Source organism: Tardiphaga sp. (assembly GCF_044336785.1).
Taxonomy (GTDB): Bacteria; Pseudomonadota; Alphaproteobacteria; order Rhizobiales; family Xanthobacteraceae; genus Tardiphaga.
The window spans coordinates 16,194-40,488 of sequence record NZ_JBIIOT010000018.1; the positions used below are offsets into that span (position 1 = coordinate 16,194).

At 62.9% G+C, this 24,295-nt stretch carries 26 protein-coding genes; 16 read left to right on the forward strand and 10 right to left on the reverse strand.

The genetic code is table 11. The features are described from left to right. Window positions 1-59: 59 nt before the first annotated feature. Entirely contained in the window at window positions 60-293 is a 234-nt protein-coding gene (locus ACIQ2A_RS07945) for a KTSC domain-containing protein (RefSeq protein ID WP_398477729.1), read from the forward strand. Here the strand turns inward: ACIQ2A_RS07945 and ACIQ2A_RS07950 are convergent. Beyond that, complete coding sequence (locus ACIQ2A_RS07950; RefSeq protein WP_398477620.1) at window positions 258-989, reverse strand: EF-hand domain-containing protein; 732 nt, start codon at window positions 987-989, stop codon at window positions 258-260. The two genes, ACIQ2A_RS07945 and ACIQ2A_RS07950, sit on opposite strands and share 36 nt — an antisense overlap. 236 nt (window positions 990-1,225) lie before the next feature. Between ACIQ2A_RS07950 and rpe the strand changes: the two genes are divergently transcribed. From rpe to ACIQ2A_RS07995, 9 genes are all read left to right on the forward strand, one after another. Next, window positions 1,226-1,927, forward strand: coding sequence for a ribulose-phosphate 3-epimerase (gene rpe, locus ACIQ2A_RS07955; protein WP_398477622.1), 702 nt, complete (start codon window positions 1,226-1,228; stop codon window positions 1,925-1,927). Between the two features lie 29 nt (window positions 1,928-1,956). Continuing rightward, window positions 1,957-2,394: a hypothetical protein gene (locus ACIQ2A_RS07960; protein ID WP_398477624.1), complete on the forward strand. Its 438-nt coding sequence runs from the start codon at window positions 1,957-1,959 to the stop codon at window positions 2,392-2,394. A 73-nt stretch (window positions 2,395-2,467) separates the two neighbouring features. Then, complete coding sequence (locus ACIQ2A_RS07965; RefSeq protein ID WP_398477626.1) at window positions 2,468-3,250, forward strand: DUF2259 domain-containing protein; 783 nt, start codon at window positions 2,468-2,470, stop codon at window positions 3,248-3,250. A gap of 100 nt (window positions 3,251-3,350) precedes the next feature. Beyond that, a complete protein-coding gene (gene purB, locus ACIQ2A_RS07970) occupies window positions 3,351-4,661 on the forward strand; it encodes an adenylosuccinate lyase (RefSeq protein WP_398477628.1) in 1,311 nt (436 codons plus the stop codon). 157 nt (window positions 4,662-4,818) lie between these two features. Continuing rightward, on the forward strand, window positions 4,819-5,358 hold the full coding sequence (locus ACIQ2A_RS07975) for an MOSC domain-containing protein (protein ID WP_398477630.1): 540 nt from the start codon (window positions 4,819-4,821) through the stop codon (window positions 5,356-5,358). A 178-nt stretch (window positions 5,359-5,536) separates the two neighbouring features. After that, window positions 5,537-6,331: a glutamate racemase gene (gene murI / locus ACIQ2A_RS07980; RefSeq protein ID WP_398477632.1), complete on the forward strand. Its 795-nt coding sequence runs from the start codon at window positions 5,537-5,539 to the stop codon at window positions 6,329-6,331. An 81-nt stretch (window positions 6,332-6,412) separates the two neighbouring features. Then, entirely contained in the window at window positions 6,413-6,808 is a 396-nt protein-coding gene (locus tag ACIQ2A_RS07985) for a cupin domain-containing protein (RefSeq protein WP_398477634.1), read from the forward strand. 305 nt (window positions 6,809-7,113) lie between these two features. After that, window positions 7,114-7,731 (forward strand): 30S ribosomal protein S4, encoded by a 618-nt coding sequence (gene rpsD, locus ACIQ2A_RS07990; protein ID WP_398477636.1) that lies wholly within the window; start codon window positions 7,114-7,116, stop codon window positions 7,729-7,731. 236 nt (window positions 7,732-7,967) lie between these two features. Further along, window positions 7,968-9,035, forward strand: a complete 1,068-nt coding sequence (locus ACIQ2A_RS07995; protein ID WP_398477638.1) for a threonine aldolase family protein — start codon at window positions 7,968-7,970, stop codon at window positions 9,033-9,035. 126 nt (window positions 9,036-9,161) lie between these two features. Here ACIQ2A_RS07995 and ACIQ2A_RS08000 read toward each other — a convergent pair whose 3' ends face one another. Genes ACIQ2A_RS08000 through grxD form a run of 4 tightly spaced genes read right to left on the reverse strand, consistent with a single transcriptional unit; the run spans window position 9,162 to window position 12,662 of the window. Then, window positions 9,162-10,442 (reverse strand): serine hydrolase domain-containing protein, encoded by a 1,281-nt coding sequence (locus ACIQ2A_RS08000; protein ID WP_398477640.1) that lies wholly within the window; start codon window positions 10,440-10,442, stop codon window positions 9,162-9,164. Beyond that, window positions 10,423-11,742 (reverse strand): serine hydrolase domain-containing protein, encoded by a 1,320-nt coding sequence (locus ACIQ2A_RS08005; protein WP_398477642.1) that lies wholly within the window; start codon window positions 11,740-11,742, stop codon window positions 10,423-10,425. The genes ACIQ2A_RS08000 and ACIQ2A_RS08005 overlap by 20 nt, the downstream gene beginning before the upstream one ends. 48 nt (window positions 11,743-11,790) lie before the next feature. Continuing rightward, a complete protein-coding gene (locus ACIQ2A_RS08010; RefSeq protein ID WP_398477730.1) occupies window positions 11,791-12,327 on the reverse strand; it encodes an O-acetyl-ADP-ribose deacetylase in 537 nt (178 codons plus the stop codon). Beyond that, window positions 12,327-12,662, reverse strand: coding sequence for a Grx4 family monothiol glutaredoxin (gene grxD, locus ACIQ2A_RS08015; RefSeq protein ID WP_398477644.1), 336 nt, complete (start codon window positions 12,660-12,662; stop codon window positions 12,327-12,329). Before grxD ends, ACIQ2A_RS08010 begins: the two co-directional genes overlap by 1 nt. A gap of 299 nt (window positions 12,663-12,961) precedes the next feature. Here grxD and egtB point away from each other — a divergent pair, with 299 nt between their 5' ends. Together egtB and egtD are read left to right on the forward strand one after the other, a co-directional pair. After that, window positions 12,962-14,197 carry an ergothioneine biosynthesis protein EgtB gene (gene egtB, locus ACIQ2A_RS08020; RefSeq protein WP_398477646.1) on the forward strand — a complete coding sequence of 412 codons (1,236 nt, stop codon included), beginning with the start codon at window positions 12,962-12,964 and terminating at the stop codon, window positions 14,195-14,197. Window positions 14,198-14,239: 42 nt separating this feature from the next. Next, the gene (egtD, locus tag ACIQ2A_RS08025; RefSeq protein ID WP_398477648.1) at window positions 14,240-15,205 is read left to right on the forward strand and encodes an L-histidine N(alpha)-methyltransferase; all 966 of its coding nucleotides are present in this window, start codon (window positions 14,240-14,242) and stop codon (window positions 15,203-15,205) included. 133 nt (window positions 15,206-15,338) lie between these two features. Here egtD and ACIQ2A_RS08030 read toward each other — a convergent pair whose 3' ends face one another. Beyond that, window positions 15,339-15,575: a BolA/IbaG family iron-sulfur metabolism protein gene (locus tag ACIQ2A_RS08030; protein WP_211909409.1), complete on the reverse strand. Its 237-nt coding sequence runs from the start codon at window positions 15,573-15,575 to the stop codon at window positions 15,339-15,341. 173 nt (window positions 15,576-15,748) lie between these two features. On the opposite strand from ACIQ2A_RS08030, the gene ACIQ2A_RS08035 reads away from it, so the two are divergent. From ACIQ2A_RS08035 to ACIQ2A_RS08045, 3 genes are all read left to right on the forward strand, one after another. After that, the gene (locus ACIQ2A_RS08035; RefSeq protein ID WP_398477651.1) at window positions 15,749-16,111 is read left to right on the forward strand and encodes a DUF427 domain-containing protein; all 363 of its coding nucleotides are present in this window, start codon (window positions 15,749-15,751) and stop codon (window positions 16,109-16,111) included. A 105-nt stretch (window positions 16,112-16,216) separates the two neighbouring features. Beyond that, the gene (locus ACIQ2A_RS08040) at window positions 16,217-17,389 is read left to right on the forward strand and encodes an acyltransferase (protein WP_398477653.1); all 1,173 of its coding nucleotides are present in this window, start codon (window positions 16,217-16,219) and stop codon (window positions 17,387-17,389) included. A 43-nt stretch (window positions 17,390-17,432) separates the two neighbouring features. After that, window positions 17,433-18,389 (forward strand): 2-hydroxyacid dehydrogenase, encoded by a 957-nt coding sequence (locus ACIQ2A_RS08045; RefSeq protein WP_398477655.1) that lies wholly within the window; start codon window positions 17,433-17,435, stop codon window positions 18,387-18,389. A gap of 126 nt (window positions 18,390-18,515) precedes the next feature. Here ACIQ2A_RS08045 and purL read toward each other — a convergent pair whose 3' ends face one another. Further along, window positions 18,516-20,723: a phosphoribosylformylglycinamidine synthase subunit PurL gene (purL, locus tag ACIQ2A_RS08050; protein WP_398477657.1), complete on the reverse strand. Its 2,208-nt coding sequence runs from the start codon at window positions 20,721-20,723 to the stop codon at window positions 18,516-18,518. Between the two features lie 217 nt (window positions 20,724-20,940). Here purL and ACIQ2A_RS08055 point away from each other — a divergent pair, with 217 nt between their 5' ends. After that, the gene (locus ACIQ2A_RS08055; RefSeq protein WP_398477660.1) at window positions 20,941-21,426 is read left to right on the forward strand and encodes a PaaI family thioesterase; all 486 of its coding nucleotides are present in this window, start codon (window positions 20,941-20,943) and stop codon (window positions 21,424-21,426) included. 21 nt (window positions 21,427-21,447) lie between these two features. Here ACIQ2A_RS08055 and ACIQ2A_RS08060 read toward each other — a convergent pair whose 3' ends face one another. From ACIQ2A_RS08060 to ACIQ2A_RS08070, 3 genes are read right to left on the reverse strand one after another with little or no spacing between them, the layout of a single operon-like run. Continuing rightward, a complete protein-coding gene (locus ACIQ2A_RS08060) occupies window positions 21,448-22,383 on the reverse strand; it encodes an arginase family protein (RefSeq protein ID WP_398477662.1) in 936 nt (311 codons plus the stop codon). After that, on the reverse strand, window positions 22,380-23,639 hold the full coding sequence (locus tag ACIQ2A_RS08065; RefSeq protein WP_398477664.1) for a M20/M25/M40 family metallo-hydrolase: 1,260 nt from the start codon (window positions 23,637-23,639) through the stop codon (window positions 22,380-22,382). Before ACIQ2A_RS08065 ends, ACIQ2A_RS08060 begins: the two co-directional genes overlap by 4 nt. Next, window positions 23,626-24,291: an amino acid ABC transporter permease gene (locus ACIQ2A_RS08070; RefSeq protein WP_398477666.1), complete on the reverse strand. Its 666-nt coding sequence runs from the start codon at window positions 24,289-24,291 to the stop codon at window positions 23,626-23,628. The genes ACIQ2A_RS08065 and ACIQ2A_RS08070 overlap by 14 nt, the downstream gene beginning before the upstream one ends. Window positions 24,292-24,295 lie beyond the last annotated feature (4 nt).

Below are 24,295 nucleotides of genomic sequence, written 5' to 3' on the forward strand. Positions count from 1 at the left end.
AGCGCAACGAAATGCGGCGGTATGAGTTTCTGTAGTTGATCAACAACGCAGTGACCGTGATGCCCTCGACAGCGATTCGCCATCTCAGCTACAGCCCCGCGACACGTGAAATGCGCGTCACGTTCACGAGCGGGCGTCGGTATGCCTATGCGCAGGTGCCACCCGAAGTGCACGCGGCCTTCAGCACAGCGCCATCACGTGGCTTGTTTTTCAATCACCGTGTGCGGGATCGGTTTGCGTATCGGGAGCTCGAACGATCAGGCGGTGATCGACAGCGACGACGCCGCGGTTGAGATCTGCTGCGCCTGCTTGGCGATCATCTGCTCGATGGCATTATACGAGGTGCGTGCGGCTGCGGCAGTCGATGAAGCCGGCACCGCCGAGGTGGATGTCACCTTGGAGCCATCTGCATAGCTGATCGAGGTCGTGGTGCTGCCATCGGCATTCACTGTCGTGCTGGTGGTTGCCCCCGCGGTATCGGAATCGCCGCCGCCACCACCACCACCGCCGTGTTGCGACTTGCCGGCGCCCTTCAGGGCGTTGCCGAGTTCGTCGATGCTGACCGAGCCGTCGCCATCCTTGTCGAGCTTGGCGAACACCTTGTCGGCATTGGCGACATTGGTGCCGCCGGCGCCGAGCTTGTCCTCGAATTCGGCCTTGCTGATCGAACCGTCGCCATCGCCATCGAGCTGATTGAACAGGCTTTTCAGCGCATCGGAGCGGGTCTTGGAATTCGCCGAGACATTGGTCTGGCTTTGCGCATCAAGCAGCGCGCTCATGGTCGAGGTCGAAAGACTGCCGCTGGATGCAGCTGTGCCAGCCGTCGCGGTTGATGGCGATGTAAGCGATACCGGCGTGCCCAATTGGAACGAGGAGCCCTGTGACAGCCCTGTCGTCGTTTTGGACGACGACGAAGACGACGTCTTCTTCGCTGTCAGAGACTGCAGAAGGTCCATGGCCGATGTGGCAAGCGCTGCGACGCCGAGCATCGTCGATCTCCATCCGGGCCGGCATGGCCCAGGCGAATATCAGCAAACCCTGTGCCAGCGGAAAAACGATGTGATATCAATGGCTCGCGCGAGCTCACAGCTTCCTTGGACCGGGCAATCCCTGCCCCGGCGGCAGATTTTGCCGGAACTCCACAGCCCCGCGCGTGCTGCGTTGCTGCCCACAGGCCGCCCATGTTACGCGAGGCGACGCCACCACCCTTTCAGGAAGTCCGACCATGTCCCAGAGCTTCGCGCCCCGTCCGCTGGCCATCGCCCCGTCCATTCTGGCGGCTGATTTCGCCAAGCTCGGCGACGAGGTCCGCAGCGTAGACACGGCCGGCGCCGACTGGATTCATCTCGACGTGATGGACGGCCATTTCGTGCCGAACATTTCCTATGGCCCCGATGTCATCAAGGCGCTTCGCCCGCACACCAAGAAGATCTTCGACGCGCATCTGATGATCGCGCCGGTCGATCCCTATCTCGAAGCCTTCGCCAAGGCGGGCTGCGACCACATCACCGTGCATGCCGAGGCCGGCCCCCATCTGCATCGCTCTTTGCAGGCGATCCGCGCGCTCGGCAAGAAGGCCGGCGTGAGCCTCAATCCCGGCACGCCGCTGAGCGCCATCGAATATGTGCTCGATCTCGTCGATCTCGTGCTGGTGATGTCGGTCAATCCCGGCTTCGGCGGCCAGGCGTTCATCCCGTCGGCGATCAACAAGGTCACCGACCTGCGCGCCATGCTGGCGGGCCGTCCAATTGATATCGAGGTGGATGGCGGCGTCTCGGCGGCGAATGTCGGCGCGCTCGCGGCTGCGGGGGCGAATGCGTTTGTCGCGGGCTCGGCCGTGTTCAAGGGCGGCACGATGGAGAGCTACAAAGCGAATATTAATGGTATCCGCAGCGAAGCAATGAAAGCGCGCGGGGAGATGATATAGCGCCGCCACGTGGAAATCGTGAGGCTGCGATGCGTATTCGGCTGATATCAGTTCTGGCTGTTTTTCTTTGTCTGATCGGGCCTGCGCTCGCCGCAGAACCGTCGCGCATTGATGACCCCGACCGTTTCTCAAGCCAGATCTTCAAGCTGATCAGCCAAATCAAATCTCATGATGCCGCAACCCAGCTTGCCAAAGCCATCGGAAGCCCGGAACAGTCAGCGGAGCTTGAAAAATCCCTGAAAGAATTCGAAGGAAAGAAGTTCGACTTCGGCAAAAAGGTCTACGACAAGGACTATCAGGGCGCATTGCGCCAAATCGTCTACTACGCGTATTTCGAGAATTTCGGGTTCCTCTACTTTCGCTTCACATTCAAAATGACCAGCAAGGGATGGTATCTTGCGAATTTCTTTTTCAAGGAATCGTCGCAGGAACTGTTTCCGAAGGATCTGATCGAAGGCCCGATGTAGCGGAGGTCCGGATTCGCGACCCGACATCCGGGCGACGGCCTGAACTTTCCGTCGCGGTCTGCGACCAACGCAGATGGCACACCTCACTTATCTCCACCGACTGCTGCTCGCCCCGGTCTTTGCGGCCGCACTTTCATGCAATGCACACGCGGGGGACGCCGCCGCGCGAACAGTGATCGGCTTTTCGACGGACGGCACGCATTTCGCCTTCGAGCAATATACGCAGCTCTATGACGCCACCGACGTCATCGCCGAAATTCAGGTGATCGACACACGCATCGACGATTTCGCGAAGGGCTCCCCCTTTGCTGTTCGCACCAAAGATGACGACGAGCGCGAGGTGGACGCTGTCCGCGCCGATCTCGCGAAGACGGCGAAGCCGATGCTCGACAGGCTGAAGATCAGCGAGCCCGGCACGCGCTTCGCCGGCAAGCCATCGATGGATCTCGACGAGATCGGCATCTACCAGATGGAGCCGAAGCCGCTCGCCACCACGCAGGACATCACTTTGCCCGATGGGCGCAAGCTGGTGCTCACATTGTCCGACCAGGCACTCGGCAAGGCCTCCTGCTACGGCGCCGGCGGCCGCGGCACCTTTGGCAGCGTGATCATCACCGGGCTCAAGCTGCAGCTGGCCATCGACGGCGCGGCGCCCGTGATTTTGCAGCAGGACAAGCAACTGCCGAAACGCCGCCGATGCGTCACTGCTTACGGTATCGCCGAGGCGTATCATCATCAGGCGAAGGACGGCACGCAGACGCTGGCGGTATTGATCGAGACGGTCGACGCCCACGAATTCCACGCTGGCCCGAACCGGCGCTTCATGGCGGTGACAACGAAGCTGCCAAAGGGGTAAATTCCGCAGGAAAATCAGTGATCCCGGCACTTTCCGAGGTGGTTTCCCCCGCCTCGATCTGCTAAAGCGCGGCGTAACCCCTGACATTGCAGAGACGCCGATGATCCCGCGCTATACCCGTCCCGAAATGGCCTCCATCTGGGAGCCGCAGACCCGCTTCAAGATCTGGTTCGAGATCGAGGCGCATGCCGCCGATGCCCTTGCGGAACTCGGGACCATTCCGAAGGACGCGGCGAAGACGATCTGGGCCAAGGCCAAGGATGCCACCTTCAATGTGGAGCGCATCGACGAGATCGAGCGCGAAACCAAGCATGACGTCATCGCCTTCCTGACCCACCTCGCCGAAATCGTCGGTCCCGAAGCGCGCTTCGTGCATCAGGGCATGACCTCGTCGGACGTGCTCGACACCTGCCTCAATGTGCAGCTGGTGCGCGCCGCCGATATCCTGATCGCCGATATCGACCGCCTGCTCGCGGCGCTGAAGACCCGTGCCTTCGAGCACAAGATGACGCCGACCATCGGCCGCTCCCACGGCATCCATGCCGAGCCGGTCACCTTCGGCCTCAAGCTCGCTTTCGCCTATGCCGAATTCACCCGTAACCGCGAGCGCCTCGTCGCCGCCCGCAAGGAAGTCGCCACCTGCGCGATCTCCGGCGCCGTCGGCACCTTTGCGCAGATCGATCCTCGCGTGGAAGAGCATGTCGCCAAGGCGATGGGCCTGGAGCCCGAGCCGATCTCGACCCAGGTGATCCCGCGCGATCGCCACGCGATGTATTTTGCAACGCTCGGCGTCATCGCCTCGTCGATGGAGCGGCTTGCGGTGGAAATCCGCCACATGCAGCGCACCGAGGTGCTGGAAGCCGAGGAGTTCTTCTCCGAAGGCCAGAAGGGCTCGTCGGCGATGCCGCACAAGCGCAATCCGGTGCTGACCGAAAACATCACCGGCCTGTCGCGCATGGTGCGCGCCTATGTGACACCGGCGCTGGAAAACGTGGTGCTGTGGCACGAGCGCGATATCTCGCACTCCTCGGCCGAGCGCATGTTCGGCCCGGACGCCACCGTGACGCTCGACTTCGCGCTGAACCGCATGGCCGGGGTCATCGAGAAGCTGCTGGTCTATCCCGCCAACATGCAGAAGAATCTCGACCGCCTCGGCGGCCTCGTGCATTCGCAGCGCGTGCTGATCGCGCTGACGCAGAAGGGCGCGAGCCGCGAGGACAGCTACAAGATGGTCCAGCGCAACGCGATGCCGGTCTGGCGCGGCGAAGGCGACTTCCAGACGCTGCTGAAGGCCGATGCCGACGTGAAGAAGTATCTCAGCGACGACGAGATCGCCGAGAAGTTCGATCTCGGTTATCACCTCAAGCATGTGGACACGATCTTCAAGCGTGTGTTCGGCAGCGCGTCTTGACTCAATCCCTCATCCTGAGGAGCGGCCGCAGGCCGCGTCTCGAAGGATGGCCGCAAGCTCTGACGTTCCGCGGCTCATTGTTCGAGACGGCGCTTCCGCCTTCGCTCTTCGAGCTACGGCGGACAAGTCGCGCCTCCTCACCATGAGGGCGGCGGGTGTGCCCCGCGTCGTCGCCGTCAGCCTTCGGCGCGGCCATCACTTCAGCAAGACACCGGCGCTGAGCATTCGCCTGCTCAGTGGCCTTGGCGTCGAAGGTGACGGCCATATGGGCGCGACCGTCCAGCACCGCTACGACCGCCGCCGCGATCCGACCAAGGCGAACCTGCGGCAGGTGCATCTGATCCCGTCCGAGCTGTTCGACGAATTACGCGGCAAAGGCTTTGCCATTGCGCCGGGCGATCTCGGCGAGAATATCACGACATCGGATATCGACTTCGCTTCGTTGCCAACGGGGACGCGCCTGCATCTCGGTGCCAGCGCCGTGATCGAGCTCACCGGCCTGCGCGAGCCCTGCGTGCTGATGGACAGGTTTCAGCAAGGACTGAAAGCAGCGACGCTGGATCGCGATACCGAGGGTGGCCTGATCTACAAAGCCGGCGTCATGGCCGTGGTGCTGACCGACGGCGAGGTAGCACCGGGCGATGCGATCCGGATCGAGATGCCGGATGGCGAATGGAAGCCTTTGCAGCCCGTATAGCGCGTAGCAGGCGTGTAAGGTGGGCAAAGCGTAGCGTGCCCACCTTCACCAGCCGTGCACTTGGTGGGCACGCTGCGCTTTGCCCACCCGACAATCGATCGCCCCTTCCCGAAAAAGCCAGAATGTCCGTATCTTGCTCAGCAACCCTGCGGTAACCAACCTGCCTTAGGCTCCTCCCGTGCCCACGCGTCCCACCATTCTCGTTTTCGACTCCGGCCTCGGCGGTCTCACCGTGCAGCGCGAGATTGCGAAGGCGCGGCCGGATGCGCGCTATGTCTATGTGGCGGATGACGCATTCTTTCCCTATGGGCAGCACAGCGAGCAGGCACTGATCGAGCGCGTCGTGCCGCTGATGGGCGAACTGATCGGCACGCATCGACCCGACATGGTGGTCATCGCCTGCAACACCGCCTCGACCATCGTGCTCAGCCATCTCCGCGCAGCTTACAGCGTGCCCTTCGTGGGTACCGTGCCGGCGATCAAGCCGGCTTGTGCGGGCTCGGTGACCAAGCGCGTGTCCGTCCTCGGCACCTCGGGCACCGTCAAGCGCGAATACACGCAAACGCTGATCCGCGAATTCGGCGGCGGCTGCATCGTCACGCTGGTCGGCTCGACCAATCTCGCCTCGCTGGCCGAGAGCGCACTGAGCGGCGGCAGCGGCGTGAGCGATGCGGATCTGTTCGCCGAGATTGCGCCATGCTTCGTGCAGGACGCCTCCGGTGCACGCACGGACACCGTGGTGCTGGCCTGCACGCATTACCCGCTGCTGCTGGCGGAGCTCACCCGCCTTGCTCCATGGCCCGTAGCCTGGATCGATCCCGCGCCCGCGATCGCGCGTCGCGTGGTTGGCCTCATCGGCGATCTCCAGTCCGGCGCCCCGCATGGCGATGCCGTGCTGCTCTATACCTCCGGCAAGCGCCATGCCTGGCCGGAAACGCTGGCGCCATTCTTTGGTGGCCAGGTGGCAGCCTAGCGAGATCGCTCGACTTTCCCCGGCGCACTGCTAGCCTTCCGTTGCGCCGTTCCAGCAAGAGAACGGCAAAGGGAGACCTACATGCTCAAGACCAGCTTTCTGAAGCCACTGTTGCTCGGCGCCACGATTGCCGCCTTTGCCGCCGGCACGGCCTCCGCGCAAGGCATCAAGCGCACGCCGCTGCAGGACATCAAATATCCCGCAGGCCATCACATCGTGACCGTGGTTGCCGAGATCGGGCCGAACCAGCTCGCCGGCCGCCACACCCATCCCGGCGTCGACACCGGCTATGTGCTGGATGGCGAAGCCACGCTGCTCGTCGAAGGCCAGCCCGACAAGGAGCTCAAGACCGGTGATTCCTATGCCGTGCCGGCCGGCATCCCGCATGACGTGAAAACCGGTGCCAAGGGGCTCAAGCTGCTGGCCATCTATGTGGTCGAGGACGGCAAGCCGGTGGCAACGCCAGCGCCGAAATAGGGGCTTAATCTACGGGAACCGGCTATTATCCGGCCCAATCGCCAGTTTTGGCCTCTGCAGGCCTCCAAATTGGCATGCGGGCCGTCAAAATGGCAAAAAGCCCTGTCGTTGAATTGACATAACGGGCCCTGCCCCCTAGAAACCGCCTTGCTCGCGGGCCGTTTTCGGCCCGCGAAGCGTTTCGCACCCGTGGTTCTCCTCCCAGCTTTGGGAATGAACCTGTCGGTGCCGGAATATCCTTCAAAAGATCATCCGGCATACAGGAGGGCGCGTCTCCTCATCCACCATTGAACATCGAGGACGCGATGACAAAGCGTAGTGAAGCTAAGTATAAAATCGACCGCCGCATGGGCCAGAACATTTGGGGTCGTCCCAAGTCTCCGGTCAACAAGCGCGAATACGGCCCCGGCCAGCATGGCCAGCGCCGCAAGGGCAAGCTCTCGGACTTCGGCACGCAGCTGCGCGCCAAGCAGAAGCTGAAGGGCTATTACGCCAACATTTCCGAACGTCAGTTCTACGCCGTTTACGTCGAGGCTTCGCGCCTCAAGGGCGACACCGGTGAAAACCTGATCGGCCTGCTCGAGCGCCGCCTGGACACCGTGGTGTATCGCGCCAAGTTCGTCGCCACCATGTTCGCCGCCCGCCAGTTCATCAATCACGGCCATGTCCGCGTGAACGGCAAGCGCGTCAACATTTCGAGCTACCTCGTGAAGGTCGGCGACGTCATCGAGGTCAAGGAATCCTCGAAGCAGCTCGCCGTCGTTCTCGAAGCCTCGCAGCTCGGCGAGCGCGACGTGCCGGATTACGTCGAAACCGACCACAACAAGATGACCGCGCGCTTCATCCGCATTCCCGCACTGTCGGACGTTCCGTTCGCCGTGCAGATGGAACCGCATCTGATCGTCGAATTCTATTCGCGCTAATTATTCCAGCGACGAAGATGAAAAGGCCCCGGTTTTCCGGGGCCTTTTTTGTTGGCGTATACGCCCATCCCGTCGTCGCCCGGCTTGACCGGGCGATCCAGCAAACTCAGGCCGCGAGTGTACTCACATGCGAAAGGTGTCTACTGGATCACCGCTTTCGCGGGTGATGACAGGCGCGTGTGTAGAAGCCCTGACGATCACAGGATAGGCTGCATCTAACCAACACGGACGTCTTCATGCCCTTCACCCCTGCCCGCCCCGATCCATCGCAGCCAGCCGTTCGCATCAATCTGCTGTCGGATACGCAGACCAGGCCGACGCCTGAAATGCGCGCGGCGATGGCAGCGGCAGAAGTCGGCGATGAACAGGTGGGCGACGATCCGACCGTCAACGCGCTGTGCGATCGCGTGGCCGATCTGCTCGGCAAGGACGCGGCGGTGTTCATGCCGTCAGGTACCATGTGCAATGTCGCCGGCCTGCTTGCGCATTGCCGGCCGGGTGACGAGATCCTTGCCCATCGCACCGCGCATATCCTCTCGCGCGAAGGCGGCACACACGCCGCGCTTGGCGGATTTCAGATTACCGGGCTCGATGGCGACGACGGCAAGTTCACACCAGAGACACTGCGCGCAGCGCTGCATCCGCGCACGCGCTATGAGGCAGCACAAACGCTCGTCAGCGTCGAGCAGACGGCCAATATCGGCGGCGGCACGATCTGGGCGAGAAGCGATCTCGATGCGATCGTCAGTATCGCGCGCGAACGCGGCATGGCCACGCATATGGATGGCGCACGGCTGCTGAATGCCTGCGTCGCCACGGGCATCAATGCACGCGACATGTCCAACGGCTGGGACTCGGTGTGGATCGATTTCAGCAAAGGGCTCGGCGCGCCGATTGGTGCCGTGCTCGCCGGAACGCGCGACTACATCGATGCGGTATGGCGCTGGAAACAAGGGCTCGGTGGATCGATGCGGCAAGCCGGTATCGTGGCGGCCGCGTGCATCCACGCACTCGATCATCACATCGATCGACTGGCCGACGATCACGCCAATGCACGGACGCTTGCGCGCGGGCTTGCGCAGATCGATGGGGTTCAAGTGCAGGAGCCGGAAACCAACCTCGTCTTCTTCGATCCCGCGGCTGCGGGCATCAGCAGCTCTGACATGGTGAAGGCACTGCGGACGATAGGCGTATCGCTGGCCACCATGGATGGCCGCATCCGCGCCTGCACACATCTGGATGTCACTGCGGCGATGATCGAGGAGACGCTCGGATTGGTGCGGGAGATCGTGCGGGCAGTATAATCCCCACTGTCGTCGCCCGGCTTGACCGCGCGATCCAGTACACACCGGCAAGCGTCGTAGTCACAACAACCTGCGTCTACTGGATCACCCGCTTTCGCGGGTGATGACAAGGTGAGTGAAACATCGCTACTTCAGCGCATCATACACGATCTTGCGCACATCCACTTCCATGCGCCAGCGCTGCGATGGCGCCTGGGTCATGACCAGAACGAACATATCGTCCGCAGGATCGACCCAGAAGAAGGTGCCGCCGACACCATCCCAGCGATATTCGCCGAGCGGTCCCGGCTCCTCCGCAATTTCCTTCGTGCGCACGGCGAAGCCATAGCCGAAGCCGCTGGCCGCACCGGGAAAGTAGTAATAGTCGCGCGCAACGCCACTACCGGGGCCGATGTGATCGCGCGTCATCTCCTTCACGCTTGCAGCCGTGAGATAGCGCCTGCCGTCCAAGGTCCCGCCGTTCAGCAGCATCTGCAGGAAGCGCGCATAATCTGCGATTGTGCAGACAAGACCGGAGCCACCGGCCTCCCAGCGCATGACTTCGGCAGGATCGTGCATGCCGACCACCGGCCCGACCATGCGGTCGGACGCAAAAGGCTCGGCAACACGTTCGCGATGATTCAAGTCAGTGATGTAGAATGACGTGTCGGTCATCCCCAGCGGCGCGAACAAGCGATCGCGCAGGACATGATAGAGCGTGTCGCCGGAGACGACCTCGATCACGCGTCCGAGAATGTCGGTGGAGTGCCCGTAGTTCCACAGCGTGCCCGGCTGCTCCGCCAGCGGCAGTTTCGCAATACGCTCCGCCCATGAGGCATTGTCCCAATCGCGCCCGAACACATCGAGCTGCGCATAGCGTTTTCGCGCGGGGTCATCGCCATAGAATCCATAGGTGATTCCGGATGTGTGCTTCAGCAGATCGGCGATGGTGATCGGGCGTTGCAGTGGCACGAGCCCGAAGCTGGCATGTTCGTCACCGCCATTCGCGTCGAGGCCCACTTTGGCCGTTGCAAACGCCGGAATGTATTTCGACAGAGGATCGTCGAGCTTGAGCTTGCCGTCCTCGACCAGCATCATGATGGCAACGGATGTGATCGGCTTGCTCATGGAATACAGCCGGAAGATCGAATCCGCCGTCATCGGATGACCGCTGTCGCGATTGCCGAATGTATCGAGATAGACCGGCTTGCCATGCTGCTGCACCAGCACGACGGCGCCGGGAATTTTACGCTCCGCGACCATTCCGAGGAAGTAATCGTCGAGCTTGAGCAGCTGGTCCTGCGAGAACGTGCGCGCAACGGATTGCGCTTTCTCGGCTCGGGCAAACGAGATCGGCACGACACTCGCGCCGACGCCGCACAGCGTCAGCAGCAGAATGGCAGCGGCGCTATTTCTCCAGCGCTTCATAGACGAGCAGCTTGAGCGAGCGCTGGATGCGTTGACGTTCCGATGGCGTCTGTTCGAGCAGGATCATGAAGAAATCCTGCTTGGGATCGATGATGAAATAGCAGCCGGAGGCGCCGTCCCATTTCAATTCGCCGAGCGATCCCGGCGGTGGTGGTTTTGCGTTGCCGGCATCGGTGCGCACGGCGAAGCCATAGCCGAAGCCGAAGCCATCGCCGGGGAAATACAGAGCGTCGCGCGCAATGCCACTGTCCCTGCCGATGTGATCGGTGGTCATGTCCTTGAATGTGGCCGCGCTCAGATAGCGCTTGCCGTCATATTCGCCGCCATTGAGCAGCATCTGCGCGAATTTGCGATAGTCCGACAGGGTCGAGACCATGCCACCGCTGCCGGATTCCCATTTCTGGTAGGTCTCCGGGCGGTTCTGGCGGCCGGTGCGGAAATCGCGATCCCAGCCCATCGGCTTGGCGAGCAGGGCTTCCTTGGCCTTTTCCTTCACATAGAAGCCGGTCGAGGTCATGCCGAGCGGCTTCAGCAGCTTCTCTTCCTCGAAACCGAGCAGCGTCTTGCCGGAAACGACCTCGATGACACGACCAAGAATGTCGGTGGAGTGGCCGTAGTCCCACATGGTGCCGGGCTGAAATTCCAGCGGTAGCTGCGCGATGCGGTCGGCGAACTCCTTGTTGTCGAAATCGCCATTGTAGATATCCGCATTGCCGTAAGCGCGGCGCACAAGGCTGTTGCCATAAAAGCCGTAGGTGACGCCGGACGTATGCAGCAAGAGATCGCGGATGGTGACCGGCCGGTTCGGCGCCACGATCTCCAGCCCCTTCTCGCCATTCTCCAGCTTCTTCTCGACGCCGACCTTGGCTTTTGCAAAAGATGGAATGTATTGCGAGACGGGATCGTCCAGCTTCAGCCTTCCCTCGTCGATCAGCATCATCGCCGCAAAGGACGTGATCGGCTTTGACATGGAATGCAGGCGGAAGATCGTATCCGCAGTCATCGGCTGCTTGGTGTCGGGATCGCGCTCGCCGAAGAAACGCTCATAGACCGGCTTGCCATGCTGCTGGATCAGCACGATGGCGCCGGGGATCTTGCCGTTGTCGATCTGCGTCTTGAAGAACGCGTCGATGGCCTTGAGCTTCTCCTGCGAGAAATGCGCGCCGGCCGGGATATCGAACGTGCCTTCGGCGGCAAAGCGATCTTCCGCTGCGGCGAAGGTCTGGAACAGAAACGCACTGGCACCGGCGGCGAACACCGCGCCGGCAGCCAATACACGCATCACACTCCGTCGCTTCATCGCACATCCTCGTGACCAGACCGCGCGAAGTCTAACGGCGGACCGACCTCAGGCAAGAGGCTCGCCGAGTTCGCGTCGATACAATTCGGCAGATGGTTGAGAGAAACAGCAAAAGGTGACGGCGCGGACAACGGGTGTCGCGCGCAGGGTGTCGATGACGGTGCGTATCGCGATGCCAGCGGCCCGCTCGGCCGGAAAGCCATAGACACCGGTGGAAATCGCCGGAAACGCCACCGTTGCCAGTCCATTCGCCTCGCAAAGCTCAAGCGAGCGCCGGTAGCAGGAGGCGAGCGCCGCGTCTTCGCCTTGCCCACCGCCATGCCAGATCGGACCCACGGTGTGAATCACATGCCGCGCAAGCAAACGGTATCCGAGGGTGATTTTGGCGTCGCCAGTGGCACAGCCGCCAAGAGTGCGGCATGCGGCGAGCAGATCCGGGCCGGCGGCCCGATGGATCGCGCCATCCACGCCACCGCCGCCAAGAAGCGTCTCATTGGCGGCGTTGACGATGGCATCCACGCGGAGCGTGGTGATGTCGGCAACGACGACGCCAAGCGTCGCCGTCCCGATGTGTCGCTGAAAGATCAGGCCGAAGCCTGGGCTTCGATGACGCCCTTCTCGGCCAGCAGGGTCTGCAACTCACCCGCCTGGAACATCTCGCGGACGATGTCGCAGCCGCCGATGAATTCGCCCTTTACATAGAGCTGCGGAATGGTCGGCCAGTTCGAATAGGTCTTGATGCCGTCGCGCAGGTCGGCGGATTCGAGAACGTTGAGGCCCTTGTAGCCGACGCCGACGTGATCGAGGATCTGGACCACCTGGCCCGAGAACCCGCATTGCGGAAACTGCGGCGTGCCCTTCATGAACAGCACCACGTCGTTGGTCTTCACTTCGTTCTCAATGAATTGCTCAATGCTCATGATCGCATCCTTGCTCGCACCCTGGTCGCGGCCGGCCCGTCCGGCGCAGCGGCCCTCGCCTGCCCATATATGTAGCCGAAACCGTTTCGCATCCCAAGCCGAAAGCCGATTTTCACCCGCATTTGCGGCCCGGCCGGCCGCCCGGCGGGCGCTTTTCCGCAGCTTTGTCCAAGCCATCAGGACACGGATTTATATGACGGGGAGCCTTTCATCCCGTTTGGGGCACCCTATCTAGGACAAACCGTTTCTGCGGAACCCATCCGGAAGACTGACGTTCTCCCCTCAAATCGGAGACTTACGTGACGCCCTCAGCATCCGCCCAGCCCGCAGCTCCGATTGCCAGAAGCGGCCTCGCCCAACAACTGACCGAGGCCTATCTCGCGGTCCGCAACGAGACCGAGCGCCGCGCCGCGCCGCTATCGCCGGAAGATCAGCTGATCCAGTCGATGCCCGATGCAAGCCCGGCCAAATGGCACCGCGCGCATGTCACCTGGTTCTGGGAGCAGTTTCTGCTCGGCGAACATCAGCCGGGCTACAAGGTCTTCCATCCCGATTACGCCTATCTGTTCAATTCCTATTACGTCTCCGCCGGCCCGCGCCATGCGCGCGCGCAGCGCGGACACCTGACACGCCCGAGCGCCGATGAAGTCACCGCCTATCGTCGCCATGTCGATGATGCCGTGGTGACGTTTTTCGAGACCGCGAGCGATGAGAAACTGGCGTCGTTGATCCCGTTGCTCGACGTCGGCATGAATCACGAGCAGCAGCATCAGGAGCTGATGTTCACCGACATCCTGCACGCCTTCGCCCAGAACCCGATTCCGCCGGCCTATGACGCTGGCTGGCACTTCCCGGCCACGACACGGGATGGCGATGCATGGACGACGCTGACCGAAGGCATCCACACCATCGGTCATCAGAGCGACAGCTTCCATTTCGACAATGAGAAGCCCGCCCATCGCGCCCTTGTCGGCCCGGTCAAACTGCAGCGCAATCTCGTGACGAATGCCGAGTGGCGCACCTTCATGAATGACGGCGGTTACGACAAGGCGACGCTGTGGCTGATGGATGGCTTCGCGGCTGCTGCGCGCGAGGAATGGCAAGCCCCCGGTCACTGGCGAAAGATCGATGGCGAGTGGCAGATCATGACGCTGGGTGGTCTACAGCCGATCGATCCCGACGCGCCCGTGTGCCACATCAGCTATTATGAAGCCGATGCATTCGCGCGCTGGAGCGGCAAGCATTTGCCGACCGAAATGGAATGGGAAGTCGCGACCCGCGCCAATAACCTCAACGATGCCTATGGCATCGTCTGGCAATGGACGCGCAGTTCGTATGCGCCCTATCCCGGCTATCGCGCCATCGAAGGCGCGCTCGGTGAATACAATGGCAAGTTCATGGTGAACCAGTATGTGCTGCGCGGCTCGTCACTGGCGACGCCTGACCGCCACAGCCGCGTCACCTATCGCAATTTCTTCTACCCCCACCATCGCTGGCAATTCACCGGCCTGCGCCTCGCAGACTACGGCAATTGAGCATCACCCCGCATCCATCGCGATTGCGTTGAGGAGAGTATCATGAACGTCCACGCCCCGCTGGCTTTGGCCGAGCTCGATCCCGCGACCACGGCTTTTGCTGCGGATGTGACCGAAGCACTGTCGCAGCAGCCCAAAAAGCTGTCGCCGAAATACTTTTATGACGAAGCCGGCTCGCAGCTGTTCGAGCAGATCACAAAACTTCCGGAATATTACCCGACCCGGACCGAGCTTGGCATTCTCCGCGCCCGCGGCAAGGACATCTGCTCCATCATTCCGAAGGATGCCGCGCTGGTTGAATTCGGTGCTGGTGCGACAACGAAGGTTCGCCTGCTGCTCGAACAATGCTCGTTCGGCGCCTATGTGCCCGTCGACATCTCAGGTGATTTTCTCGCCGACCAGGCGAAGGAGCTGCGCAAGGATTTCCCCGCGCTGAATGTGCTTCCGGTGAATGCTGATTTCACCGCGTCCTTCGATCTGCCTGACGCAGTGAAGGCGATGCCGAAGGTCGGCTTTTTTCCCGGCTCCACGCTCGGCAATTTCGATCCGCACGAAGCCTGCGCCTTTCTGAGGTCAGCGCGCGAAATCCTTGGCAAGGATGCCTTGATGCTGATCGGCATCGATCTTGAAAAGGACGAGCGCGTGCTGCAGGCGGCTTATAACGATGCCGCCGGCGTCACCGGCGCGTTCAACAAGAATGTGCTCGTGCGCATCAACCGCGAACTCGGCGGCGATTTCGATCTCGGCGCCTTCGTGCATCGCGCGATCTACAACAAGGAGCGCCACCGTATCGAGATGCATCTGATCGCCAAGGAGCCCCAGACGGTGCATCTGCTCGGTCGCAGCTTCAAATTCCGCGCGGGTGAGAGCATCCACACCGAGAGCAGCTACAAATACTCGATCGAGCGCTTTGCAGCGCTGGCGCGTGGTTCGGGCTGGGAGCCGAAATCGTCATGGACCGATGCAGAGGATCAGTTCTCGGTGCATGCCCTGGTGGCGGTGGAATAGACCCGCGCTGTCGCAATCTCTCACTGTCATCGCCCGGCTCGACCGGGCGATCCAGTACACGCTGAAGACAGTGGCAAGCACGGCTGGCGATGAATACTGGACCACCCGCTTTCGCGGGTGATGACAAGCCGAGCTAGCCTTCCGGCACGCCCGTCTGCAGCGCGAGCGCGTGTAGCACGCCGCCCATCTGGCCCTTCAGCGACTGGTACACGATCTGGTGCTGCGCCACGCGCGACTTGCCGCGAAAGCTTTCCGACAGCACCGTGGCCGCGTAGTGATCGCCGTCGCCGGCGAGATCGCGGATCGTCACCTGCGCGTCGGGAATCGCGGCCTTGATCATGGTCTCGATATCGCGGGCGTCCATCGGCATCAGTCGGGTCTCCAGAAATCTCGAATCGCGGCATGATTGTGCCGCCGGGGTCTCCAGCCTATCGCGTGCAGCGCGGCATTCCCATGATGATAATCCGTGATCGGCCCCTTTTAAAGGCGGGTCGGATGTCACATCTGAGAGGACAGCAATTTGACCGTCACGAGGGTAGCCCCATGAAAGTCCCCGGCCCGGACCATCCCATCTCGATTACGCCCTCCGGCAAGCATATCCGCGTGACCGCCGGAGATGTCGTCATTGCCGACACCACCAAGGCGGTGACGCTGAAGGAAGCGACCTATCCCGAGGTGTTCTACATCCCCCGTGCCGACGCCAATATGGATGCCGTGACGCGCACCGAGCGCGTGACCCACTGCCCCTATAAGGGTGACGCGAATTATTACAGCATCAAGACCGCGGACAAGGTGCTGGACAACGCGATCTGGACCTATGAAACGCCATTTCCGGCGATGGAAGAGATTAAAGATTATCTCGCTTTCTATCCGGACAAGGTGAAGATCGAGATCTTGCCCGCCTGACCCCGGCGAATTGCCGGGACGCGCTTCGCCCCTTATCATGGCGTCCGATTGATAATGCGACGGCCGCGCCACTGGCGCGGCACAGCAGGGGCTCGCCGGACCACCATGTCAGACCGTAACGCTGCGCTGGATCGCGCCCGCACCTTCGTCACGCTGCTCGTGCTCGCGAACCACGCGGTGGTCGCCTACACCGCCTTCGGCCGCTATTACCCCAACCACTATCTCTGGTCGACCGCGCCCATCGTCGATGACCAGCGCTGGTTCGGCTTCAACGTCCTGACACTGTTCAACGACACCTTCTTCATGTGTCTGATGTTCATGCTGTCGGGCCTGTTCGTCTGGCCGAGCCTGAAGCGCAAGGGTATCCTGGATTTCTTGCGCGATCGCGCGCTCCGGCTGGGACTGCCTTTCCTGGCGATGATCTTCGTGCTGATGCCGATCGCCTATTACGCGTCGTTCAGCCTCTCCACCAACAAGACCGGATTTGTCGAGTTCTACATCAACAATTTCAAGCAGGGACAATGGTTCGCCGGCCCCGGCTGGTTCATCTGGTACCTGCTGTTTCTCGATCTGGTCGCGATCCCGGTCTTCCTGTTCGCGCCGAGATTGGTCGATGGCATCAACCGGCTGTCGATCCGCGCCTTCGAGCGGCCGTGGCTGTTCATCGCCGCGCTCGCGATCATTGCTGTGATCTCTTACGTGCCGTTCCTGTTCACGGTCGGCGCCGTGCGCTGGTTCAGCCTCGGCCCGCTGCAGGTGCAGTTCAGCCGCATGGCGATCTATGGCGTGTTCTTCTTTGCCGGCATGGGCATCGGCGCCGCCAATATCGATCAGGGCCTGCTGGCCCGCACCGGCGCTCTCGCCAAGCAGTGGCTCTGGTGGACCATCGCAGCCGCTGCGTCGTTCGGCTCGCTCGCCTATCTCATCAATTTCCGCCGCATGAAGCTGTCCAACCTCACTGGCGCCCCGCCGGTCTGGTGGCAGTCGAGCTATGGCGTGATCTACGCCATCGCCTGCACGCTGATTTGCCTCGCCGTGCTGGCGCTGTTCGTGCGCTTCGGCCAGCGCGAGAAAAGCATCTTCGATCCGCTGCGCGGCGATGCCTATGGCATCTTCGTGCTGCACTACATCCCGATGCTGTGGTTGCAATGGGCGATGCTGAAAATGCCCTGGGGTGCGCAGCCGAAGGCCCTGATCGCCTTTGCCGGCACGCTGGCGATCAGCTGGGCCGCCACGCGCGCGCTGCGGCAGATCCCGGGCATGACGCGGGTGCTGTAGCGCCCTTCACACGCAAATCACGACGACCTTCCAGGAGACCAGCATGCGTGCGCGCAACGGCGACAAGATCAATCTACTCTTCAATGTCACGCCGGCCGTGCTCGAAGACTATCGCGATCCCATTCTCGCAGCCCTCCAGCGCAAGAACATCGACGCCCGCGCCGGGCTGCTCGGCGAGATCGCGCCTGAGGACGTGGACTACATCATCCACGCGACCGGCGGCCCCATCACCGACTTTGCGCCTTTCATCAACACGCGCGCGGTCCTGAGCCTGTGGGCCGGCGTCGAGAAGATCGTCGGCAACGCCACGCTGACACAGCCGCTGTGCCGGATGGTCGATGATGGCTTGCGGCAGGGCATGGTCGAATGGGTCGTCGGCCACGTGTTGCGCGCGCATCTCGGGATGGACCGTTATGTCTGCGAGAAGCCGCGCGCCTGGGAGCAGCATGTCCCGCCCCTCGCCACCGATCGCTCGGTCACGGTGCTGGGCCTCGGCGAGCTGGGATCGGCAGCCGCAACGGCGCTGGCACAACTCGGCTTTCGCGTTACCGGCTGGAGCCGCAGCCCGCGCGATGTGGCAGGCGTTCGCTGCCTGGCCGGCACGGAGAGCCTCGCGCAGGCACTGGCCTCGGCTGAGATTCTTGTCGGGCTGCTGCCGCAGACGCCGGAGACCATCGATCTCCTGAATGCCGAACGGCTGGCGCTGCTGCCGAAGGGCAGCTTCATCGTCAATGCCGGCCGCGGCACGCTGATCGTCGATGACGCCTTGATCGCAGCCCTCGACAGCGGACAGGTGGCGCAGGCGACGCTGGATGTGTTCCGCACCGAGCCGGTGCCGGCGGATCATCCGTTCTGGTCACATCCGGGCGTAACCATCTCGCCGCATATCGCAGCGGCCACGCGCGTTAGCACCGCATCAGAAAAGATCACGGAGAATATCGCGCGGTCAGAGAGCGGCGAGCCACTGCTGCATGCCGTGGATCGCGGCTTGAATTATTGAAACTCAGTTGTCATCGCCCGGCATGACCGGGCGATCCAGTACACGCTACTGCCAGTAATCACCTCGACTGCGATGATTACTGGGTCACCCGGTCGAGCCGGGTGACGACAAGCATAGACTGACGCCTTACGCCACCTTGCCGCTCATATAATTCGGCAGCCAGCTCTCATGGGCATGCACGAGCGCCTTGATATCGACCGCCTTCTCGCCGTCGATCGCCACCGTGTGTCCGCCGGTGACGCCGATCTGCACGCAGGGCACGCCGACATTCTTCAGTTTCGACAGCACGGTGAGCAGATCATTCTCCGCCACCGTCACGATGTAGCGCGCCTGATCCTCGCCGAACCAGAACGCATGCGGCACGATCGATGATGGCGCAGCGTCGAGCTTGGCGCCGATGCCCGACGCCATTGCCATTTCGGCAACCGCGACCAGCAGACCACCATCGGCGATGTCATGCACCGCCGTCGCCGTGCCCGCATGGATCATGCCGCGCACAACGTCGCCATTGCGTTTTTCGGTGGCGAGATCGACCGGCGGTGGGGCGCCCTCTTCCTTGCCACAGACATCACGCAGATAGACGGACTGGCCGAGCCAGCCTTCGGTGGCGCCGATCAGCAGGATCGCTTCGCCCTCTTTCTTGAAGGCCAGCGTCGCCGACTTGGTGAAATCATCGAGCACGCCGACGCCACCGATCGATGGGGTCGGGAGAATGCCGCGGCCGTTGGTTTCGTTGTAGAGCGAGACATTGCCCGACACGATCGGGAAGTCGAGCGCGACACAGGCTTCGCCGATGCCCTTCAGGCAGCCGACCAGCTGGCCCATGATCTCGGGCCGCTCGGGATTGCCGAAGTTGAGATTGTCCGTCACCGCCAGCGGCTTGCCGCCGACCGCGGTGATGTTGCGCCACGCTTCGGCCACCGCCTGCTTGCCGCCCTCGACCGGGTCGGCCTCGCAATAGCGTGGCGTCACGTCCACCGACATCGCGATGCCCTTCGGGCCGTCCTCGATGCGCACCACTGCGGCATCGCCGCCGGGGCGCTGCACGGTGTTGCCGCCGATCACGTGATCATACTGCTCCCACACCCAGCGCTTCGAGCAGAGGTCCGGCGTGCCGATCAGTTTGACCAGTGCATCGACCAGCGAGGCCGGCGCGGTCACGTCGCGCGCGGCGATCACCGGCAGTTTGGGCGACGGCACATGCGGACGATCATAGAGCGGTGCTTCATCGCCGAGCTCCTTGATCGGCAGGTCGGCCATGGTCTTGCCGCCATGCTTGACGACGAAACGCAGCGTCGGCGTGGTATGGCCGACGATCGCGAAATCGAGGCCCCACTTCTTGAAGATCGCCTCGGCCTCTTTTTCCTTTTCGGGCTTCAGCACCATGAGCATGCGCTCCTGGCTTTCCGACAGCATCATCTCATAGGCCGTCATGCCCTCTTCGCGCGTCGGCACCGCATCGAGATTGAGCTCGACGCCGAGATCGCCCTTGGCGCCCATTTCGACGGCGGAGCAAGTCAGACCCGCGGCGCCCATGTCCTGGATCGCGATCACGCAATCGGCGGCCATGATTTCGAGGCACGCTTCCAGCAGCAGCTTCTCGGCGAAGGGGTCGCCGACCTGCACGGTCGGGCGCTTCTCTTCCGACGCATCGTCGAATTCGGCCGAGGCCATCGACGCGCCATGGATGCCATCGCGGCCGGTCTTGGAGCCGAGATAGACGATCGGCATGTTCACGCCGGAGGCAGCTGCCAGGAAGATTTTGTCCGCGTCCGCGAGACCGACGGCCATCGCATTGACGAGGTTGTTGCCGTCATAGCGGGTGTGGAAGCGCGTCTGGCCGCCCACCGTGGGCACGCCGAACGAATTGCCGTAGCCGCCGATGCCGGCGACGACGCCCGAGACGAGGTGGCGCGTCTTCGGATGTTCCGGCGCGCCGAACGAGATCGCGTTCAGGCACGCGATCGGCCGCGCGCCCATGGTGAAGACGTCGCGCAGGATGCCGCCGACGCCCGTGGTCGCGCCCTGATAGGGCTCGATATAGCTGGGGTGGTTGTGGCTCTCCATCTTGAACACGATGGCCTGGTTGTCGCCGATGTCGATCACGCCGGCATTCTCACCCGGCCCCTGCAGCACCCACGGCGCCTTGGTCGGCAGGCCCTTGAGATGGATGCGTGAGGACTTGTACGAGCAGTGCTCGTTCCACATGGCCGAGAAGATGCCGAGCTCAGTGAAGCTCGGCTCGCGCCCGATCAGTTTCAGGATGCGCTCATACTCGTCGGGCTTGAGGCCGTGGGAGGCGACGAGTTCGGGAGTGATCTGAGGCTCGGTCATGCTGTCTCTTGGCTCTGGGAAGGCCCCTTCATAGAAAGATCAGACCTGTGGGAAAAGGCCTTATTCAGGCCCGTTCCCCGCATGTCCCAAGCTTTGCCCGAAAAGTGCCGTCCGGCCCTCCGCGGGCCTGCATATCGCCCTGCGCGGAGGCTGGATTGCGCCCGCCGGACGGATCGGATTTAACACTTTTCGCCGCCAATCCAAGGAGTTCCCCACCGTGAATGTGCCTGCCGACGCAACCCTGCCGTTCCGCGCCGATGCTTTTACCGAAACCGAGGGGGAATTCGCCGGCTGGACCACGTGGAAGCGCGATTCCTTCGAATCGGTGTCCGGCCCGTTCTGGCACAAGGTCGAGGCGGACGGCTCCGTCCGCTGCGCCTTCCGGGTCGAACCGCGGCATCTCAACGGCATGAAGAACGTCCATGGCGGCTGCTTCATGACCTTTGCCGATTACTGCCTGTTCGCCCTCGCCTCGCGCGAACTCGCCGGCCCCGGTATCACCGTCTCCTTCGCCTGCGAATTCCTCGATGCCGGCAAGGTCGGCGACCTCATCGAATGCGATGGCGAAATGACCCGCATCGGCGGCTCGCTGATCTTCCTCCGCGGCGTGCTGCATACGGGCGGGCGAAAACTGTTCACCTTCTCCGGCACGATCAAGCGCGTGAAGAAGCGGACGAAGCCGGCGGCGATCGCGGCGGAGTGAGCGCCGGCCGCAGCACCCATCTCAATCCGGCAGCAGCCCCAGATTGGACGCCAGCAACACCAGCGCTTCCATGATCATGTGGGAGCAGAGTTGCGCGGCCATGCCGTTGACGTCCTGCGGCGGGCTGACCGTGTTGAAATCCATCGCCACGATGTTCAGCCCGGACAGGCTGCGCAGCAATTCGATCCCCTCGCGGGCGGTGAGCCCGCCCCATGCCGGCGTGCAGACCCCCGGCGCCACCGAGGGATCGAACACATCCATGTCCCAGCACAGATAGACCGGCCGGCCGGCGACCGCGTCGCTGAATTCCGCGATGGTCTGCGCAAAGCCGCGGCGCATCAGGTCTTCGATGGTGATGACGCGGAAGCCGAGCCCGCGCGTATGCTTCAGCACGCCGGAGCAATAGGTGAAGCCGCGCACGCCGATATGCCAGGAGGAGGATGCGTCCACCAGGCCTTCCTCGGCGGCATTGGTGAACTGCGTCGCCGCGTTGTAGCGATCATCCGGCGTATAGGGATAGGCATCGGTGTGGCTGTCGATATGCAGTGCCACCAGGCCCTTGTGCTTGCGTGCCGCAGCCCGCATCAACGGCAGCGACACCGACCCGTCGCCGCCGATGCCGATCGGCACCGCGCCCGTCTCGACGATGCGCGCGGCCGCGGCCTCGATCCGCACGAACGCGTCATCGATACGGCCCGGCACCAGCGCCACGTCGCCGGCATCGACAGCGCCGAGCAGCGACAGCACGTCGACATCGGCGAGCGATGGATGATAGCGGCGGATCAGCCGCGACTCGCGGCGCACTTCCAGCGGCCCCTGCCGCGCGCCCACCCGGAACGGATGTGTGCCGCAATCGAATGGCACGCCGAGAATGGCCGCGCGACAGCCGGGCTGCGGCAGCCCCGCGGGCAGGCCCATGAAGGTTTCGGGGCCGACGAATTCTGCTGCGTCACTCATGCGCCACTCGCTTGCTGTGTGAGGAAATCGAACGCCGTCAGCGCATGCACGCGGGAGACGATGCCCAGTTCGGCGATATCCGCATATTCGTCGGGCGCGCCCATATTGTAGGGCGTCGGGCCGTAGACGACGGTCGGGATGTTCGCCATCCGGAACCAACGCGAATCCGAACCGCCGACACGCATGTTCACGGCAGGCGCGCGTCCCATCACGTCGGTCGCCGCCTTGGCGCAGCGACGGATGAGTTCGTTGTCCGGATCGGTGTAGTTCGGCTCGAAACAGCGCAGCACGCGCCAGGTGATGCCCGGCAGATCGAGGCCCTGCTTCAGACCGGCCAGCACCACATCGGCCGTGATTCCCACCGGCAGCCGGATATCGAGCGCCGCATGCGCCGTGGACGGCACGAGATTAGGCGACGTGCCGCCGGAGACGATGCCGAGATTGACCGTCACGGCTGACAACACATCAGCTTCACCGGCGCCGCAGAGCGGTTCGGAGATCGCCTTTGCGCCGGCAATCGCGCGGCGCACCTGCTCAGGCATCTTCACCGGAAGATCACGCAAGGTGCTCACGCGGTCCAGCGCGACGCGCAAGCGGTCGAGCGCATTGGCGCCGAGATGCACATGAGCGCCATGGGCCGCCTTGCCCTCCGCGGTGACGTCGATCCAGATGAATCCCTTCTCGCCGAACCGCGCCACCATGGGCGATCCGGCATCGCCGATGATCGTCGCAGCGCCGGTCGCGTGCGGGACCTGATCGAGCAGCAGCTTTGTGCCGAGCGGGCCCATGGTCTCCTCATCGCCTGCCAGCGTCAGCACCGCTTCTCCCTGCCAATGCGCACGCTGTTCGGCCAATGCCGCCATCGCCGCAATCGATGCCGCGATCCCGCCCTTCATGTCAGCCGCGCCGCGGCCGTAAAGCCGGCCATCACGCGTTTCGCCCGCCGGATTGACCGACCATTGCGCCGCATCGCCAACGGGATAAGTGTCGAGATGGCCGTTGAACACGACGCGCCGCCCCGGCCCCGCACCTCGGATCCGCGCCACCACATTCACGACGGATGCCGAGCCCGGATGCAATTCGATCTCTGCGCCCGGCACATGCGTCTTGATCAGATCCGCGGCCAGCGCCGCTACCGCGCGGGTGTCGCCGTCCGGATTGGGCGAAGGCGTGGCGATCAGCGGCAAAGCGAGATCGATCACTTGATCGACCCGGTCGCGCGCGACAGCCGCGCGCGCGGTTTCAGCGGCGGGCAAGGCGCGCCTCCCAGATACGGATCGAATGGGTCAGCGGCCAGCAGATCACGAAATAGATCACCCCGATGAAAGTGAAGATCTCCAGCGGCCGGAACGTCGATGACGACAGCTCCATGCCGCGCCGCGTCACCTCGCTGACCGAGATGACGGACGCCAGTGACGAATACTTGATCAGCTGAACAAAGTTGGCTGCCAGCGGCGGCAGCACGCTGCGAATGGCCTGCGGCCCCACGATCCGGACAAAGCTCTGCAGCGGGGTCAGACCCAGCACCTGCGCCGCCTCGCGATGCCCGACCGGCACCGTGGCGATGCCGGCCCGAAACACTTCGGAGATGAAAACTGCCGAATAGAGCGAGAGGCCGAGGATCGACGCCGAGAGGGCGTCGATCTGGATGTTGAACACGATCGGCAGCACGTAATAGACCCAGAGCAGTTGCACCAGGATCGGCGTATTGCGAATGATCTCGCCCACGGTCAGCGCCGCGATCCGCGCCAGGCGGAAGCGCGACATCTGCATGAGCGCGATCACCATCCCGAGCACGGTGGCCACGATCAGCGTGACCACCGACAGGAATAGCGTCATCTGGATGCCGTCGGCGATGAAGCCGAAATTCCTCGGGATGACGTCCCAGCGAAAGCTATAGGTCTGCATGAGA